The organism is Sphaerisporangium sp. NBC_01403 (assembly GCF_045040145.1).
Classification (GTDB): domain Bacteria; phylum Actinomycetota; class Actinomycetes; order Streptosporangiales; family Streptosporangiaceae; genus Sphaerisporangium; species Sphaerisporangium viridialbum.
The window spans coordinates 7,690,854-7,706,736 of the sequence record NZ_CP109534.1 but is presented as its reverse complement, the minus strand read 5'-3'; the positions used below and the strand labels follow the sequence as shown (position 1 = coordinate 7,706,736).

Annotated in this window: 14 protein-coding genes; 7 read left to right on the top strand and 7 right to left on the bottom strand. The window is 70.2% G+C overall.

The window, feature by feature from the left end:
- Positions 1 to 182: 182 nt before the first annotated feature.
- The 5 genes from pdhA to OG589_RS34450 all read left to right on the top strand — a co-directional run bounded on the left by pdhA (position 183) and on the right by OG589_RS34450 (position 7,024).
- Entirely contained in the window at positions 183 to 1,283 is a 1,101-nt protein-coding gene (gene pdhA / locus OG589_RS34470; RefSeq protein ID WP_405142362.1) for a pyruvate dehydrogenase (acetyl-transferring) E1 component subunit alpha, read from the top strand.
- Positions 1,280 to 2,251, top strand: coding sequence for an alpha-ketoacid dehydrogenase subunit beta (locus tag OG589_RS34465; protein WP_405142360.1), 972 nt, complete (start codon positions 1,280 to 1,282; stop codon positions 2,249 to 2,251). The genes pdhA and OG589_RS34465 overlap by 4 nt, the downstream gene beginning before the upstream one ends.
- Before the next feature lie 8 nt (positions 2,252 to 2,259).
- Positions 2,260 to 3,666, top strand: a complete 1,407-nt coding sequence (locus OG589_RS34460; RefSeq protein ID WP_405142358.1) for a dihydrolipoamide acetyltransferase family protein — start codon at positions 2,260 to 2,262, stop codon at positions 3,664 to 3,666.
- A 213-nt stretch (positions 3,667 to 3,879) separates the two neighbouring features.
- A complete protein-coding gene (locus OG589_RS34455) occupies positions 3,880 to 4,524 on the top strand; it encodes a hypothetical protein (RefSeq protein WP_405142356.1) in 645 nt (214 codons plus the stop codon).
- Between the two features lie 109 nt (positions 4,525 to 4,633).
- The gene (locus OG589_RS34450; RefSeq protein WP_405142354.1) at positions 4,634 to 7,024 is read left to right on the top strand and encodes a peptidase domain-containing ABC transporter; all 2,391 of its coding nucleotides are present in this window, start codon (positions 4,634 to 4,636) and stop codon (positions 7,022 to 7,024) included.
- Positions 7,025 to 7,038: 14 nt separating this feature from the next.
- Here OG589_RS34450 and OG589_RS34445 read toward each other — a convergent pair whose 3' ends face one another.
- Positions 7,039 to 7,842, bottom strand: coding sequence for a CPBP family intramembrane glutamic endopeptidase (locus OG589_RS34445; RefSeq protein ID WP_405142353.1), 804 nt, complete (start codon positions 7,840 to 7,842; stop codon positions 7,039 to 7,041).
- Between the two features lie 269 nt (positions 7,843 to 8,111).
- On the opposite strand from OG589_RS34445, the gene OG589_RS34440 reads away from it, so the two are divergent.
- Both OG589_RS34440 and OG589_RS34435 read left to right on the top strand, forming a co-directional pair.
- A complete protein-coding gene (locus OG589_RS34440; protein ID WP_405142352.1) occupies positions 8,112 to 8,417 on the top strand; it encodes a Dabb family protein in 306 nt (101 codons plus the stop codon).
- 128 nt (positions 8,418 to 8,545) lie between these two features.
- A complete protein-coding gene (locus tag OG589_RS34435; protein ID WP_405142351.1) occupies positions 8,546 to 9,508 on the top strand; it encodes a LysR family transcriptional regulator in 963 nt (320 codons plus the stop codon).
- On the opposite strand, the gene OG589_RS34430 is transcribed toward OG589_RS34435, so the two are convergent.
- The 6 genes from OG589_RS34430 to OG589_RS34405 form a co-directional block, all read right to left on the bottom strand.
- The gene (locus OG589_RS34430; protein ID WP_405142350.1) at positions 9,495 to 10,343 is read right to left on the bottom strand and encodes an alpha/beta fold hydrolase; all 849 of its coding nucleotides are present in this window, start codon (positions 10,341 to 10,343) and stop codon (positions 9,495 to 9,497) included. The genes OG589_RS34435 and OG589_RS34430 overlap by 14 nt on opposite strands.
- 121 nt (positions 10,344 to 10,464) lie before the next feature.
- The gene (locus OG589_RS34425; RefSeq protein WP_405142348.1) at positions 10,465 to 11,253 is read right to left on the bottom strand and encodes an ATP-binding cassette domain-containing protein; all 789 of its coding nucleotides are present in this window, start codon (positions 11,251 to 11,253) and stop codon (positions 10,465 to 10,467) included.
- Positions 11,250 to 12,284 carry an ABC transporter ATP-binding protein gene (locus OG589_RS34420; protein WP_405142346.1) on the bottom strand — a complete coding sequence of 345 codons (1,035 nt, stop codon included), beginning with the start codon at positions 12,282 to 12,284 and terminating at the stop codon, positions 11,250 to 11,252. The genes OG589_RS34425 and OG589_RS34420 overlap by 4 nt, the downstream gene beginning before the upstream one ends.
- Entirely contained in the window at positions 12,277 to 13,263 is a 987-nt protein-coding gene (locus OG589_RS34415; RefSeq protein ID WP_405142344.1) for an ABC transporter permease, read from the bottom strand. Before OG589_RS34415 ends, OG589_RS34420 begins: the two co-directional genes overlap by 8 nt.
- Positions 13,260 to 14,189 carry an ABC transporter permease gene (locus OG589_RS34410; RefSeq protein ID WP_405142343.1) on the bottom strand — a complete coding sequence of 310 codons (930 nt, stop codon included), beginning with the start codon at positions 14,187 to 14,189 and terminating at the stop codon, positions 13,260 to 13,262. Before OG589_RS34410 ends, OG589_RS34415 begins: the two co-directional genes overlap by 4 nt.
- Positions 14,176 to 15,879, bottom strand: a complete 1,704-nt coding sequence (locus tag OG589_RS34405; RefSeq protein ID WP_405142341.1) for an ABC transporter substrate-binding protein — start codon at positions 15,877 to 15,879, stop codon at positions 14,176 to 14,178. Before OG589_RS34405 ends, OG589_RS34410 begins: the two co-directional genes overlap by 14 nt.
- Positions 15,880 to 15,883: the final 4 nt, after the last annotated feature.

The window sequence follows — 15,883 nt, the reverse complement described above, 5'->3', positions numbered from 1 at the left end:
GACGCATCGGGAACGGGAGAAGTGTGGACAAGAGGGTGTTCGGCCTTGCGCACTGGCCTGTGACTTCTGCCACGATGTCCCCAAACGCGGACGTATCACCACCACTAGGTACGAATGCGTGTAACCGGCCGAACGTAGATGGCGATCCCATCAGCACGGCCCCGAACGCACAGGAGCGGCACGTGACATCCGACGCCTCTCGTGGTGCCGAGGCACCTCCGGAGCTCGTACAGCTGCTGACCCCCGAGGGTGAGCGCGTGGAGCATCCCGCCTATGACATCGACCTGACACCGGAAGAGGTGCGCGGCCTCTACCGCGACCTGGTCCTGGTGCGGCGGGTCGACATGGAGGCAGTGGCCCTCCAGCGGCAGGGCGAACTCGGCATCTGGGCATCCCTACTTGGGCAGGAGGCCGCCCAGATCGGCTCAGGGCGCGCCCTGACCGACGCGGACATGGCCTTCCCGACCTACCGCGAGCACGGCGTGGCGTGGTGCCGCGGCGTTGACCCGGTCAACCTGCTCGGGCTCTTCCGCGGCGTCAACCACGGAGGCTGGGACCCCGCGGAGCACAACTTCCACCTCTACACGATCGTCATCGGCAGCCAGACCCTGCACGCCGTGGGCTACGCGATGGGCATCCAGCGCGACGGCGCCGACGCCGCGACGATCGTCTACTTCGGCGACGGCGCCACCTCCCAGGGCGACGTCAACGAGGCCTTCATCTGGGCATCCGTCTTCAACGCTCCCGTGGTGTTCTTCTGCCAGAACAACCAGTGGGCCATCTCCGAGCCCCTGGAGAAGCAGTCGAGGATCCCCCTCTACCGGCGTGCCAGCGGGTTCGGCTTCCCCGGCGTCCGCGTGGACGGCAACGACGTCTTCGCCTGCCTCGCCGTGACCCGCCAGGCGCTGAAGAACGCCCGCGAGGGGCAGGGCCCGACGCTGATCGAGGCGTTCACCTACCGCATGGGCGCGCACACCACCTCCGACGACCCGACGCGCTACCGCGTGGCCGGCGAGCTGGAGGCGTGGAAGCTCAAGGACCCGATCGAGCGCGTCAAGGCGTACATGTTCAAGAACCAGATCGCCGACCAGGAGTTCTTCGACTCCATCGAGGCCGAGGCCAACGACCTGGGCAGGGACGTGCGCAAACGCTGCCTGGAGATGCCGGATCCCCACCCCCTGGAAATCTTCGACCACGTGTACACCGAGCCGCACGCCCTGCTCACCGAGGAGCGGGAGCAGTACGCCGCCTACCTCGCGAGCTTCGAGGGAGGCGACCGATGACCACGCTGACCCTCGCGAAGGCCATCAACGAGGGACTTCGCACCGCCATGGAGGACGACTCCAAGGTCCTCATCATGGGAGAGGACGTCGGCAAGCTCGGCGGGGTCTTCCGCGTCACCGACGGGCTGCAGAAGGACTTCGGCGAGAGCCGCGTCATCGACACCCCGCTCGCCGAGTCCGGCATCATCGGCACCGCCATCGGCCTGGCGCTGCGCGGCTACCGCCCGGTCTGCGAGATCCAGTTCGACGGGTTCGTGTTCCCCGCCGCCGATCAGATCATCACCCAGCTCGCCAAGATGCCGCTGCGCTCGCTCGGCAAGCTCAAGCTCCCCGTCGTGGTGCGCATCCCCTGCGGCGGCGGCATCGGGGCGGTCGAGCACCACAGCGAGTCCCCCGAGGCGTACTTCACCCACACCGGCGGCCTGCGGGTGGTGGCCTGCTCGAACCCGGTGGACGGCTTCCACATGATCCAGCAGGCGATCCGCTGCGACGACCCGGTGATCTTCTTCGAGCCCAAGCGGCGCTACTGGGAGAAGGCCGACGTCGAGAAGGACGCCTCCCCGATGCCCTTCGACCGGGGCCAGGTCGTGCGCCCGGGCACCGACGTGACCGTGCTCGCGTACGGCCCGATGGTGAAGACCTGCCTGGAGGCCGCGGCGGCCGTGGGCGACGAGCGTTCGATCGAGGTCGTGGACCTGCGCTCGCTCAACCCCCTGGACACTGACCTGATCTACCGGTCGGTCAGGAAGACGGGCCGGTGCGTGGTCGCCCACGAGGCCCCCGTCTACTCCGGGCTCGGCGCCGAGATCGCCGCCCGGGTCACCGAGGCCTGCTTCTACAACCTGGAGGCGCCGGTGCTCAGGGTGGGCGGCTTCTCCACGCCGTACCCGCCGTCACGGCTGGAGGACCACTACCTGCCCGATCTGGACAGGGTCCTGGACGCCGTCGACCGTACGTTCGCCTTCTAGGAGGGGCTGTGCTTCGAGAGTTCAAGCTCCCCGACGTCGGTGAAGGGCTGACCGAGGCCGAGATCATCAAGTGGCACGTCTCGGCCGGCGACAAAGTGGTGATCAACCAGACGATCGTCGAGATCGAGACCGCGAAGGCCGTCGTCGAGCTGCCCTGCCCGTTCGAGGGCGTGGTCAGCTCGCTCATGGCAGACGAGGGCGAGACCGTCGACGTCGGCAAGCCGATCATCTCCGTGGACACGGACGAGGACGACGCCTCGGCGGCCAGGGGAAGGGGAGCGCCCGCGACCAGGGAGACGGCGCTCGCCGACGACATGGTCCCCTCGCCTCCCCCCGAGAGCGCCGAGGGCGCCGGGACCAAGAAGCCCGAGCGCACGCCGGTGCTGGTGGGGTACGGCGTCAAGCTGAGCGCCACGACCCGCCGTCCCCGCAAGAGCCCGGCCGCCGCACCCTCCGGTACGGCCCCGGCAGTAGTGCCCTCCCCGCCCCCTGCCACTCCCGCTCCGGCGCCCGCGCCGTCCGGCCGGGTGTCGGTGCTGGCCAAGCCACCGGTGCGCAAGCTGGCGAAGGACCTCGGCGTCGACCTCACCGGTCTCACCGGGACCGGGCCGAACGGATCCATCACCCGTGAGGACGTACACGCCGCCGCCGCGCCGGCGACCGGCGCGCCCGAGCCCGTGGTGGCCCCTACGCCGGGGTACGCCGCGATCGCGGGGGCCGAGCGGGAGGAGCGCATCCCGGTCAAGGGGGTGCGCAAGGCCACGGCGGCGGCCATGGTCGCCTCCGCCTTCACCGCGCCGCACGTCACCGAGTTCCTCCAGGTGGACGTGACCGCGACGATGGACGCGGTGCGGCGGCTCCGTGAGCTGCCCGACTTCGCCGAGGTCAAGGTGTCGCCGCTGCTGCTGGTGGCCAAGGCGCTGCTCACGGCCGCCAGGCGGTACCCGCTGATCAACTCCACCTGGGCCGGCGACGAGATCGTGGTCAAGCGTTACGTGAACCTCGGCATCGCCGCGGCCACGCAGCGCGGTCTCATCGTGCCGAACGTCAAGGAGGCGCAGGCGCTGTCGCTGCCCGACCTGGCCAAGGCGCTGGCCGAGCTCACCGAGAGGGCGCGGTCCGGGCGTTCCCAGCCCGCCGACCTGACCGGCGGCACGATCACGATCACCAACGTGGGGGTCTTCGGGATCGACGCGGGCACGCCGATCCTCAACCCCGGTGAGACGGCGATCCTCGCGTTCGGCCAGGTCCGTGACCTGCCGTGGGTCGTGGACGGCCAGGTCGTGCCGCGCAAGGTGACCACGCTGGCGCTGTCGTTCGACCACAGGGTCGTGGACGGCGAGATCGGCTCGTACGTGCTGCGCGACGTGGGCGCCATGCTCCAGGACCCGCTGCGCATGCTCGCCTGGAGCTGAGCGGCAGGAACGTCAGAGAAGGGCCGGAGAGGGAGACCTCTCCGGCCCTTCGTGATGTCCGGCACAGGCCGTTCGGCGCGTCCACCGGGCACAGGCTGGAGCGGCGGTTGGAGTGGCTCGCAAGTCACCGCCAAGTCGGCGCTTCTAGCGTTTGTGATGTCCACCGAGACGCCCGGTGAGCACGCCCGCGAAAGCCTGCCCGAGGAGAGAACGATGAGTGACTTCGGTCGCACGCATCCGGACGGCGGGACGGGGGCGCCCACCGCACCCGCCGGCGAGGGCGTTCGCATGGCACCGGTCGTGACGGGCGACGCGGCGAAGAGGAGCACGCCGAATAACAAGATCTACCGCGATGAGGCGCTCCGCCGGTACAGCGGCCCTTCGACGCGGATGAGCAGGCCTCTCGTCATCCGGAGAGTGTGGTTCGTGCTGCTCTGGACGCTGATCGCGCTCCTTGGCGCCGCAGTGGCGGGTCTGGCGCTGATCCGGGTGCCCGACCTCACGACCGCCCCGGTGACGGTCACGAAGTACTCGGCCGACCCGACGCCGCACCTGCTCGTGACGGCCCAGGTACCGAGCGGCCGGGCCGCGCCGAAGGTGGGTGACGAGGCCACCGTACGGCTGGCGCGCGTGGCGAGGCCGCTGACCTGCCCGGTCGTGAACGCGGGCGGGCCGGTGATCGAGGTCGAGCAGCTCAGAAAGCGCTTCGGCTCCGCGAGCGGGCCCGCCCGCCTTGTCGAGCTGTCCTGCCGCATCGCCGGTGAGGAGCTCCAAGGCGTCGTACGCGGGACCGGCGAGGCCGTGATCGAGACCGGAACCGTAACGGCCGGCTCCCTCCTGTTCGGAGACGGCACGTGACCGGAGTCGGGCGACGAGCAATGGAGAGGACGCACGTGACCGAGGCGTGTCCGCCGGGTGCGAAGGGACGAGGCGTGAAGAGGCGGCGGAGCATGGACGGGGACGGGTCATGAGGAAGCGTGTGCCGGTCATCCTGCAGAACACGATCTCCGAATGCGGAGCGGCGTGCCTAGCCATGGTGCTGTCGTTCCACGGGCACCGCCTCTCGCTCCACGAGCTCACCGACGGGCTCCAGGTCGGCAGGGACGGACTTAGCGCGCTCGCCATCGTGGCGGGCGCCCGCGAGTCGGGGCTCAACGCCAAGGCCTTCTCGCTGGAACCCGATGACCTCGACCGCATCCCCATGCCCGCCGTCGTCCACTGGGAGTTCAACCACTTCGTGGTGGTCCAACACTGGGCGCCCGACCGCGTGGACATCGTTGATCCGGCACGCGGGCGGCGCAGGCTCACGGCCGAGGAGTTCAACGAGGGGTTCACCGGCGTACTGCTGGCCTTCGAGCCTGGCCCGATGTTCCGCCGGGGACGTTCCAGCGCGGCGAGCACGTGGCGGCGCCAGTTCCTGAAGACCCTCCTCATGCGCAGACGGGGCCTGCTGGCGCAGGTCCTGCTCGCCTCGCTGCTCCTCCAGGTGCTCGGGCTGGCGCTGCCGCTCTTCTCCGAGGTCCTGGTGGACCGGGTGCTGCCCCTGGGCGCCGACACGTTCCTCACCCTGATCGGCGCGGGGCTGCTGCTCGCCACGGCGACGCAGTTCGTGGTCGGGGCGTTGCGGTCGGTCCTGCTCGTGTCGGTCAGGGCGAGTGCCGACGCCGAGCTGACCCGGGGCGTGGTCTCCCACCTGATCGCCCTTCCGTACCGCTACTTCGCGTTACGAGGTACCGGAGACCTGCTCACCAGGGCGGGCAGTGTCGCCGTGCTCAGAGAGATGCTCACCGGCCAGATCCTGTCGGCGCTCCTTGACGGCCCCCTCGCCGTCATCTACCTGATCCTGGTCTTCGTCCGCGATCCGCTGTTCGGGGTGTGCCTCGCCGGTATCGCCCTCCTTCAGATCGTCCTCCTGCTGGCGACCACCCGCCGGGTCAACCACCTCGCCCAGCAGGAGCTGATCGCGTACTCCGCGACGCAGAGCCACCTGATGCAGGCCATCGCCGGGATCGAGACCCTGAAGGCGTCAGGGGCCGAGCAGCAGGCGATCGAGCACTGGTCCAAGAACTTCACCGCCCAGCTCAACGCGGACATACGCGGCGGGATCACCCAGGGCCTGTTGGAAGCGGCGCTCGGCGCCATCCGCGTACTCGCCCCGCTCGGCCTCCTGTGGGTCGGAGCGTGGCGGGTCCTCGACGGCGAACTGACCCTGGGCTCGCTGCTCGCTCTCAACGCCATCGCCATCGCCGCGCTCACGCCGCTTTCGTCGCTGATGTCCAGCCTGCAGAGCCTCCAGCAGGCCGGCGCCCACTTCGACCGGCTCTCCGACATCCTCACCTCCGACCCGGAACCGTCCGACGGCATCGAGGTCCTGCGCCTGCGCGGCGCGGTCGAGCTGCGGAACGTCGGCTTCCGGTACGACCCGAGGTCACCGTGGACGCTCCAGGACATCTCACTGAAGATCTTGCCTGGCCAGAAGGTGGCCCTGGTCGGCCCGTCCGGGTCGGGCAAGAGCACGCTCGCCCGGTTGCTGCTGGCTCTGCACACGCCCACCACGGGCGAGATCCGGTACGACGGGGTGCCGGTGAGCGAGCTGAACCTCCGCACTCTGCGGCGGCAGTTCGGCGTGGTCACCCAGGATCCGTCGCTCTTCACCGGCACCATCAGGGAGAACATCGCACTCAACGACCCTGAGGCCCCCTTCGCCCGCGTGGTCGAGGCGGCGAGGATCGCGCGTCTGGACGACGAGATCAGGCAGATGCCGATGGGGTACGAGACCATGCTCACCGAAGGGGTCGGCCTGTCGGGCGGCCAGAAGCAACGGCTGGCACTCGCCCGCGCCCTGCTCTCCCGGCCGAAGATCCTGCTGCTGGACGAGGCCACCAGCAACCTCGACAGCGAGAGCGAGGCGGCGATCGAGAGCCACCTCGCCCAGCTCACGCAGACCAGGATCGTCATCGCCCACCGGCTGAGCACCATCCGCGACGCGGACCTCATCCTGGTCGTCGACGGTGGCCACGTCGTCGAATGCGGCAGCCACGAGCAACTCCTCTCCTACCCCGGCCGATACGCCGCCCTGGTAGCGGCCCAGACCAGCACGGCCCCGCAAGCCCCCGCCGCCGTCCCCCAGGCCGTGAGCGCCCCCCAGGCCGTGAGCGTCCCCCGGGCCGGTGGGACGCCACCGCCGGAGGACCTCCACCGGACCGTCCCCCTGGCGAGGCACCGCGCCCCCGTGGACCCCGACAGAACCCAGCCCCTGGCCCACCGCCCCACCGACCCGGTCGACGCCGACACCACCGTGACGGCGTACCTCACCGTGAACCGGCGCAGGCGAGACGATGAACACCCCGGACGCTGACACACGTGCCTGTGTCAGAGGAGAACGGTCACCGCGAGGATGCCGATGGTCGCGTCCGCGCACACGTGAACGACGTACGGGACCAGGATCCCCCTGCTACGCACGCGCAGGACGCCGAGCATGAGCCCCCAGGCGGCCGACATGATCATGCCGGTCCAGCCTGAGGGGAAGCCGTTCATGTGCGCGAAGCCGAACACGAGCGCCTGGATCACCACGGCTGGGCGCGTTCCCACGACGGTTCGGAGCTCCGTCAGCAGGACCCCCCGGAAGAGCGCTTCTTCCCAGACGGAGTTCACCATCGCGAAGCCGACCACGCCCAACGCGGCGACCCACACAGGTAGCTCCTGCAGTTGCCGCAGGTAGGGGGAGGGCGACGGCTTGACGGCCAGCGCCCAGAGCGTCAACGCGACCCCGCCGCCCCCGATGGTCACGGCCGCCAGCCACGGAATGTCGCGGGTCAGCCGGCCGGCTCGCAACCAGGGCGCCGCCGGGCTGAGGGACGGCGCGCGGCCACATACCGGCAGGATCACGGTCGGGACCACGCACACCAGCACCGTGGTGACGGCGGGAGGCCACCCGAGCCGGGTGCCCAGCGTGAAGACGAGGAAGACCGCGTCCATGAACAGGGCGGTCCGGATCACCGGCGGAGACCACAGCGAGAACGCCGACACGGTGACAAGGGCGAGCACTGCGGCGACGACGAAGGGTGCCCCGGCACCGGGAACCGGAAGGCAGACCAAGAGGGCCGCCACCACGATCAGTACGGCGGTGGGCCATGACCGGGTGCGAACGATGCCGATGTCCAAGTCGTCGACCACACGATCAAGCTACCCCGCACTACTCCGGGACGCTCAGCAGCCGTTGTGGCCGTGCGGGTGATGGTCCGTGTTGGATGATGTGAGGCCAGCGGCGGATGTGCGGCCTCAGGCGAAAGCCCGGGCCGTACGGTCGCTCCAAGCGAGACGCCGACCCACCCGGGGCTGTCCCTTCAGGGCGCTCCGGCGCGGTGGTGCTTCGAGGGTCCCTGATCCGGCGTCGATGGGGTGGGGGTCGTACGCTGGCGGCTCGGGCGAGTTAAGGAGAGATCATGTTCCGGCACGTTGTGCTGTTCACCTGGGTCGCGGGGGCCACGGAGGAGCAGAAGGCCACCGTGGAGGCCGGGCTCAGGGAGCTGCCGGGGGTGATCCCCGAGATCCGCCGCTACGACATCGGCGCTGACGCGGGCATCAATCCCGGCAACTACGAGTTCGCGGTCGTGGCCGATTTCGACTCGGTGGAGGACTACCTCGTCTACCGCGACCACCCGGTGCACCGTGCCCTGATCGCCGACGCCATCAGGCCGATCCTCGCCAACCGGGCCGCGGTGCAGTACGAGGTCCAGGGGTGCCCGTAGTCTTGGCCGAAAATCCAACAAGCCACCTGTGACCTGGGCTTTCCTGGGTTCTGCTGACTGTTGTTGATCTCCGCTACTACGGTTCGTGCTGTTTTCAGTGCGCCCGGCCGACTCGCGACGGAGCCCGCGTGCCCACGATCGACCCCCGACGTCTCCTCGTCCTCCGTGCCTTCGTGCTGTCCGACTCGGTCACCGCGACCGCGGCGGCGCTGCACCTGACGCCGTCCGCGGTGTCGCAGCAGCTCGCGGCGCTCGAGCGCGAGGTCGGCCACGCGCTCGTCGTACGCACGGGGCGCAAGCTGGCGCTCACGCCGGCCGGGCGCATCCTCGCCGGGCACGCCGAGGAGATCAGCTCCCGGCTGAAGATCGCCGAGGCCGACCTGGCCGCGCACGCGGGCGGTGTCCTCGGGCAGCTCCGGATCGGCGCCTTCCCCACGGCGATCAGCTGGTTGGTGGCACCCGCCATCGTCGAGATGCGCCGCCAGGCGCCGGGCGTCAGCGTCACGGTCGTCGACGCGGAGGCGCACATGAGCCACCGGATGCTGATGCGCGGCGATATCGACGTGACCGTCAGCCTGGAGTACGAGTCCGACCCCGAGCGCGACTCCCCCGACATCGTGAAGTTCCCGCTCTACATCGAGCGGTTCAAGGCCGTCCTCCCCCACGCGCACCCGCTGGCCGGCGAGGAGGGCATCGGGCTCACCCAGCTCACCGAGGAGGGCTGGATCATGCCCTCGCCCGGTAACCCGTGCCGCACGATGGTGCTGCAGGCGTGCGCCGAGCTCGGCTTCCACCCGCCGATCGCCCACGTCTCGGACGACTACCGCGCCGCGCTGGCGCTGGTCGCCGCCGAGGCGGGGATCTGCCTGGTGCCGGAGTCCGCGCTCTCCGCCCGCGACGCCGACTGGGTGACGATCCTGCCGACGCGCGGCATCGCGCCGCTGCGCAAGGTGATCATGACGACGCGGCGCGACAACCAGGGCCACCCCGTCGTACGCGCGGGGCTGGAGGCGATGCGGGCCGCTGTCGCCGAGCCGGACTCGGAGATCTACGGCCCGCTCGCGCGGTCCGACACCTTCAGCGTCGAGTGACGGCTCCGGCCGACGGCGCGTTCTCGCGGAGGAAGGCGTCGACGTGCCGGTGGTACTCGTCCGGCTTGTCGCGGCGCACGCAGTGGTGGGCGCCCTCGATCACGACGACGTCGAAGCCGGGCGCGACGGCCGTGAGGCGCTCACGGGAGTGCTTGTCGACGATGACGTCGCCGGTGCCGGTGATGAGCAGCGCCGGTACGCCGGCCGGGCCGACCGTGATCTGCCGCGCGGTCGGCGTCCAGATCCGGCGCTTCTCGTGGACCCGCTGCTCCATGTAGTCGATGTCGACGGCCTTCATCGCCTCGGCGAGCGGGCGCAGCTCCTGCTCCGCCCAGTGGGGCTTGAGCTCGCGCTGCATGTCCATGAGCTCCTCGACCGACGCCGTGTCGGCGTAGTCGAAGGGGTCCTTGACGGTCTGCTCGACGCTGAGCCACGGGTTGGGACCGGCCTCCGGCACCCACCACGGCGGGTCCTCGAGCACGACGCCGGCCACGAGGTGCGGGGCGTCGGCGGCGACGAAGGCGGCGATCCGCGCGCCCATGGAGTGCCCGACGACGAGCGTCTTGCGCCCGGTCTCGTCGAGCATGTCCTTGAGGATGTCGGTCGCGTCCTGCACCATCACGTCGGTGGTCGGAACGCCCGCGTGCTCGGGCAGGCGGCTGGGCGACTTCCCATGGCCCCGGGCGTCCGGCGCCACGATGTGGTAGTCGCCGCACCAGCGGTCGACGGCGTCGCCGTAGCACGCGCCGGACTCCACGGCGCCGTGCAGGATGAGGATGGCGGGCGCATCTGCTGCGTCCCGCCCGTACTCTCGGACGAACAGGTCGGTTCCCACGTGTCCTCATTCAGTACTCTGTCGCGCCGGCCTCCGGCCGGCTTACGACGGGGTGGTCGTTCGGTGAGTCATGGTCATGATCGTGGCACGCCTGGTCGGCGTCGCGCAACGCTCCCGCAGGTCAGGCAGGCAGCTCCGCCTCCGGTGTCGCCTCGACCAGCGCGCGCGTGCAGGGGTGCCGCGGGGAGCGGAAGATCTCGTCGGACGGGCCGGTCTCGACGACGCGGCCGCGCTGCATGACGGCGACGCGGTCGCTGTAGAGCCGGATCACCGCCAGGTCGTGGCTGACGTGGAGGAACGAGATCCCCTGGTCGCGCTGCAGGTCGGCCAGCAGGTTGAGGATCTGGGCACGCACCGACACGTCGAGCGCCGAGGTCGGCTCGTCCGCGATGATCAGGTCCGGCTTGAGGGCGAGCGCGCGCGCCACGGCGACGCGCTGGAGCTGCCCGCCGGACGCCTCGTGCGGGTAGCGCCCCAGGTAGTCGGCGCTGAGGCCGACCGACTCCAGCAGCGCGACCAGCTCGGCGGTCGACGTCGTCTCGCCGTGCGCACGGAAGACGTTCTCCAGCGTCTGCCGCACGGTCTGCAGCGGGTTCAGCGACGCCAACGGGTCCTGGAAGACCATGGCGACGTTGCGCCGCAGCCGCCGCAGTCCTCGCCGACTGAGGCAGGCGACGTCCTGCCCGTCCGTACGGACGGTGCCGGACGTCGGCACCACCAGGCCGTTGGCCATCCGCGCCAGCGTGGACTTGCCCGAGCCGGACTCGCCGACCAGGCCGAGCGCCTCGCCCCGCTCGACGTGGAGCGAGACGCCGTCGACGGCGAGGAAGCCCTTGCGCCCGCGGCCGAAGCCACCGGCGGTGCGGTAGCGCTTGCTGACGTCGGTCATCTCCAGGATCGGCTCGCTCACCGGGCGACCTCCTGCAGTGTGGGGAGACGATCGAGGTGGCAGGCCGCAAGGTGCAGGCCGCCGCCCTCGCTGGTCGGGCGGACGGTGGGCAGCGGTGCCTCGACGACACAGCGCTCGCCGACCTGGTCCGCGAGGCCGCAGCGCGGCGCGAAGGCGCAACCCGGTCCGGCGTCGCGCAGCGACGTGGGCGCGCCGGGGATGGCGCGGAGCCGGGTCCGCTCCCCTCCAGTGTCGAGTCGGGCGTCCAGCCGCGGCGTGGCCGCGCGGAGACCGGCGGTGTACGGGTGGGCGGGCTGATCGAAGATGTCGCGGAGGCTGCCGTACTCGGCCTGGCGGCCGGCGTACAGCACGAGGACGTCGTCCGCCGCGCTCCCCACCACCCCGAAGTCGTGGCTGATCAGGAGCATCGCCATGCCGTACTCCTGCTGGAGTTCGCGGAGCAGGGCCAGGATCTGCGCCTGCACCGTCACGTCGAGCGCGGTGGTCGGCTCGTCGGCGATGAGGAGCGCCGGCCGGTTCACCAGGGCCATCGCGATCACCGCGCGTTGCCGCATGCCGCCGGAGAACTCGTGCGGGAAGCGGCGTACGGCGTCCGCGGGCTCGGGGATGCCGACCCGGTCGAGCATCTCGACCGCACGGGCCCGCGCAGCGCGGCGGGTGACCGACGGGTCGTGCAGGCGGACCGCCTGGGCGATGTGCGCGCCGATGTCGAGGTACGGGCTGAGCGCGGACATCGAGTCCTGGAACACCATGGCCACGTCGGAGCCGCGGGCCCGGCGCAGCTCGCGCTCGTCGGCGGAGAGCATCTCCCGGCCGGCGACGACGATCCGGCCCCGGGCGCTCGCCCCGCGCGGCAGCAGCCGCATGATCGCCCGGCCGGTGATCGTCTTGCCCGACCCCGACTCGCCGACCACGGCGAGCGTGCGGCCGCCGTCCAGCCTCACGGACAGGTCCTGGACGACATCGGCGGTGACGCCGCCGCTGGTGAACGAGATGCACAGGTCCTCGACCTGGAGTACGGGGTCAGGCACGGCGGATCCTCGGATCGAGAAGCGGCATCAGCAGGTCGGCGATCAGGTTGCCGACGATGATGAGGAAGGCGGAGAAGAGCGTCACCCCGACGACGATGCTCAGGTCGGACTCGTTCACGCCGGCCAGCAGCAGGTCGCCGAGCCCGTGCAGGCTGAACACCTTCTCCGCGATCACCGACCCGCCCAGGAGCGCGGTGACGTCGAGCGCGAACATCGCCACGACCGGCACCATCACGCCGCGGACGGCGTGCCGGTTCACCTGCCGGGTCGACGCGCCGCGCGCGGTCATCGCGACGAGGTGGTCGGCCGAGAGCTCGTTGAGGAGCTGGGTGCGGGTGACCCGGATGTAGCCGGCGGCGAGGATGAACGACAGCACCATCCACGGGCCGATCAGGTGCCAGGCCCAGTCCGTCGGTGACTCCGAGAACGACACGAAGCCGGAGTACGGCAGCGCGTTGAGCATGAAGCCGAAGACCTGGACGACGAGCAGGCCGACGAGGAAGGTCGGCACCGACAGCCCGAACATCGCGAAGCCGGTCGAGAACCGGTCGACGGTCCCGCCCTTGCGTATCGCCGACAACGCGCCGAGGCCGATGCCCACGACGAGGCACAGGACGGCCGCGCCGAACGCGAGCGACAAAGTGACGGGCAGCCGCTCGGCGATGAGCGTCGTGACGTCGCTGCGGTTCGGGAACGAGTAGCCGAAGCAGGGTGCGTGGCAGTGCACCTGCTGGGCGCCCTCGCCGTACGTACGGCCGACGAAGAGGCCCTTCACGAACTCGGTGTACTGCCACACCACGCTCTGGTCGGTCTGCATGTAGGCGCTGACCTTGGCCCGGGTCTCGGGTGGGCACGGCTTGCCGCACATGGCGCGGGCCGGGTCCTTCGAGGCCCCGAAGAAGAGGGCTATCGTCACGAAGGCGATCGCGAGGAGCATGAACACCGCGGTGACCATGCGGCGGGCGATGTAGACGATCATGCAGCATCCTCCGTGCGCACGTCGAGGACGTCGCGGAGCGCGTCACCGGCGAGCGTGGCGCCGAATACGATCAGGAACACCACGGCGCCCGGGAAGAGCATGTACCAGACGTCCGCACCGCTGTAGATCCACGGCAGCGAGTCCGAGAGCAGCTTGCCGAGGTCGGGGACGTCGCCACGCAGGCCGACGCCGAGGAACGACAGTCCCGCGACGACGCTGACGTTGCCGGGCAGTGACATCGCGAACAGGACGACGACCAGGCCGAAGAGGTGCGGCAGCATCTCGCGGCGGATGATCTGCCAGGGCGGAGCCCCGGTCGCGCGCGCCGCCTCGACGAAGGCGCGGGCGTTGATGGCGCCGGCCTGGGCGCCGATGATCCGGGCCGGGACGGTCCAGCCGAAGAAGGCCAGCACCAGCACGAGGACCAGGCCCCGCGGCATCTCCGGCGGCACGATCGCCATGATCGCGATGATGAACATCAGGCCCGGGAAGCCGAACATGAAGTCGATCACCCGCCCCGCGACGGCGTTGAGCCAGCCGCCGAAGTACCCGATCGCCGTACCGAGGACGGCGGCGAAGGCGATCGACAGGATGCTCGCCCCGAACGCGATGAACAGCGACGAGCGGATGCCGTAGACGATCTGGGCGAACAGGTCGACGCCCGTCACCGGGACGACGCCGAGCCAGTGGTCGGCGCTGACGCCACCGAAGGCGCCCAGCGGACGGCCGCCGTCCCGGTCGAGCAGGTCGGTGTGCAAGGTGCTCGGGTCCTGTCCCTCGATCCGCACGAGCAGCGGGGCGCAGAGCCCGGCGACGAGCGGCACGACCAGCATGACCAGGCCGGCGACGCCGGACCGCCTCCGGAGGAGGCGGCCGAGGACCGACGTACCCCGGCCCTGCGCCTGCTGGATCTCAGCGATCGACACCGACGACCAGCTCGTTCGCGAACGGCGGGTAGGCGGGGATGAAGTAGTTCAGGATCTTCGAACCGGCCAGGGCCTGCGTGCGCTGCACGAGGATCGGCACGACCGGGGCGTCCTCCATGATCTGCTTGTCGATCGCTGCCCACATCTCGGCGGCCTTGTCGAGGTTCGGCTCCGCGCTCGCGGCGTCGATCGCGGCGTCCACCTCGGGGTTGGAGAACTTCGAGGCGTTGCCGCCGCCGTTGCCGATCTCGCTCGACGCGAACAGCGGCTGGATGGTGCTCATGCCGCTCGGGAAGTCCGCTCCCCAGCCGTTCGTCGTCATGTCGTAATCGCCGTCGGCGGAGGAGATGAGCTCGTACCAGGTGTTGCCGTCGAGGCCCTTGAGCTCGACCTTGACGCCGACCCGCGCCAGCGAGTTCTTGATGCTCTGGGCTTCCTTCTCCTCGATCGCACTCACGTCGGTCGGGTAGGTCAGCGTGAGCTTCAGGCCGGAGACGCCGGCGTCGGCGAGCAACTCCTTCGCCTTGTCGACGTTGCCGGTGTCACCGCCGTCGTACAGGTTGTACTTGGTGTAGCCGGGGATGCCGGGCGTCATGATGGTCGAGGTGATCTGGGCGCCGAACTTCGGGCCGCCGTACACGCTCTGCAGCTCGGCCTTGTTGATCGCGTAGTTGATCGCTCGCCGCACGCGGACGTCGGAGAGGCCGGGGCGCTTGACGTTCATGGCGAGGTAGCGGAAGTAGCCCGACGGGCTGTTGGCCATGCGGTCGGAGATCGACGGGTCGGACTCGATCCGCTGGAACTGCGACGGCGAGATGAGCGCGTTGCTGATCGCGGTCTTGTCCTCGCCCTTGTCGTCGATGAGGCGCTGCACGATCGTGTCGTTGTTCAGGCCCATGTCGAGGACGATCTTGTCCGGGCCGGCGGACCGTGCCTGGTCGGTGTCGGCCTTCCAGTTCGGGTTGCGGTCCAGCACCGCCTGCGAGCCCTTGCGGAAGCTCGTCACCTGGTACGGGCCGCTGGCGACCGGGTGCTCGCCGTACGTCTCCGGCTCGGTGTCGGCCGCGGCCGGCACCGGCGCGAAGGCCGGCATGCTGACGATCCACGGCCAGTTGCCGAACGAACGCGTGAGGTGGAAGACGATCTTGTGGTCGTCGACGACCTCGATGGAGTCGAGCTTCTTGCCGTCGTACGGGCCGTCGTAGTCGGTGCCGCCGACCAGCAGCGTCTTGTGGTAGCCGAGGCCACCCTGGAACATCGGCGCGAACGACCGCTCGATGCCGTACTTCACGTCCTGCGCGGTGATCGGGCTGCCGTCGGAGAACTTCAGGCCCTCCTGCAGCGTGAAGGTCCACGTCTTGCCGCCGTCGTCCGTCGTACCGGTGTCGGTGGCGAGGTCCGGCACGAGGATCGTGTCCTTGTCCGGGAGCGTCCGCCACGACGTCAGCCCGCGGTGCACCCACCGCAGCCGGCTGGTCGGCACCATCTGCGCGTTGGCGGTCTCGAAGGACTCGTTCGCGCGCCGCGAGAGGTAGTGCAGGGTCCCGCCCTGGGACACGGACTCGAGCGCCGTCGTGTTCTTGTCCTTCGGCGGCTCGGTGGACTGCGAGTTCGCGTTGCAGCCCGCCATCACGAGGGCCAGGACGAGCGCGAGCCCTGCGGGCACCACTCTCCGGGATCGATTCGCCATAGAT

What these genes read in the sequence shown, in the direction of transcription:
- OG589_RS34465 (WP_405142360.1), top strand. Translation starts at nt 1,280, where the DNA reads ATGACCACGCTGACCCTCGCGAAGGCCATCAACGAGGGACTTCGCACC.
- OG589_RS34455 (WP_405142356.1), top strand. Translation starts at nt 3,880, where the DNA reads ATGAGTGACTTCGGTCGCACGCATCCGGACGGCGGGACGGGGGCGCCC.
- OG589_RS34450 (WP_405142354.1), top strand. Translation starts at nt 4,634, where the DNA reads ATGAGGAAGCGTGTGCCGGTCATCCTGCAGAACACGATCTCCGAATGC.
- OG589_RS34440 (WP_405142352.1), top strand. Translation starts at nt 8,112, where the DNA reads ATGTTCCGGCACGTTGTGCTGTTCACCTGGGTCGCGGGGGCCACGGAG.
- OG589_RS34415 (WP_405142344.1), bottom strand. Translation starts at nt 13,263, where the DNA reads ATGATCGTCTACATCGCCCGCCGCATGGTCACCGCGGTGTTCATGCTC.
- OG589_RS34405 (WP_405142341.1), bottom strand. Translation starts at nt 15,879, where the DNA reads ATGGCGAATCGATCCCGGAGAGTGGTGCCCGCAGGGCTCGCGCTCGTC.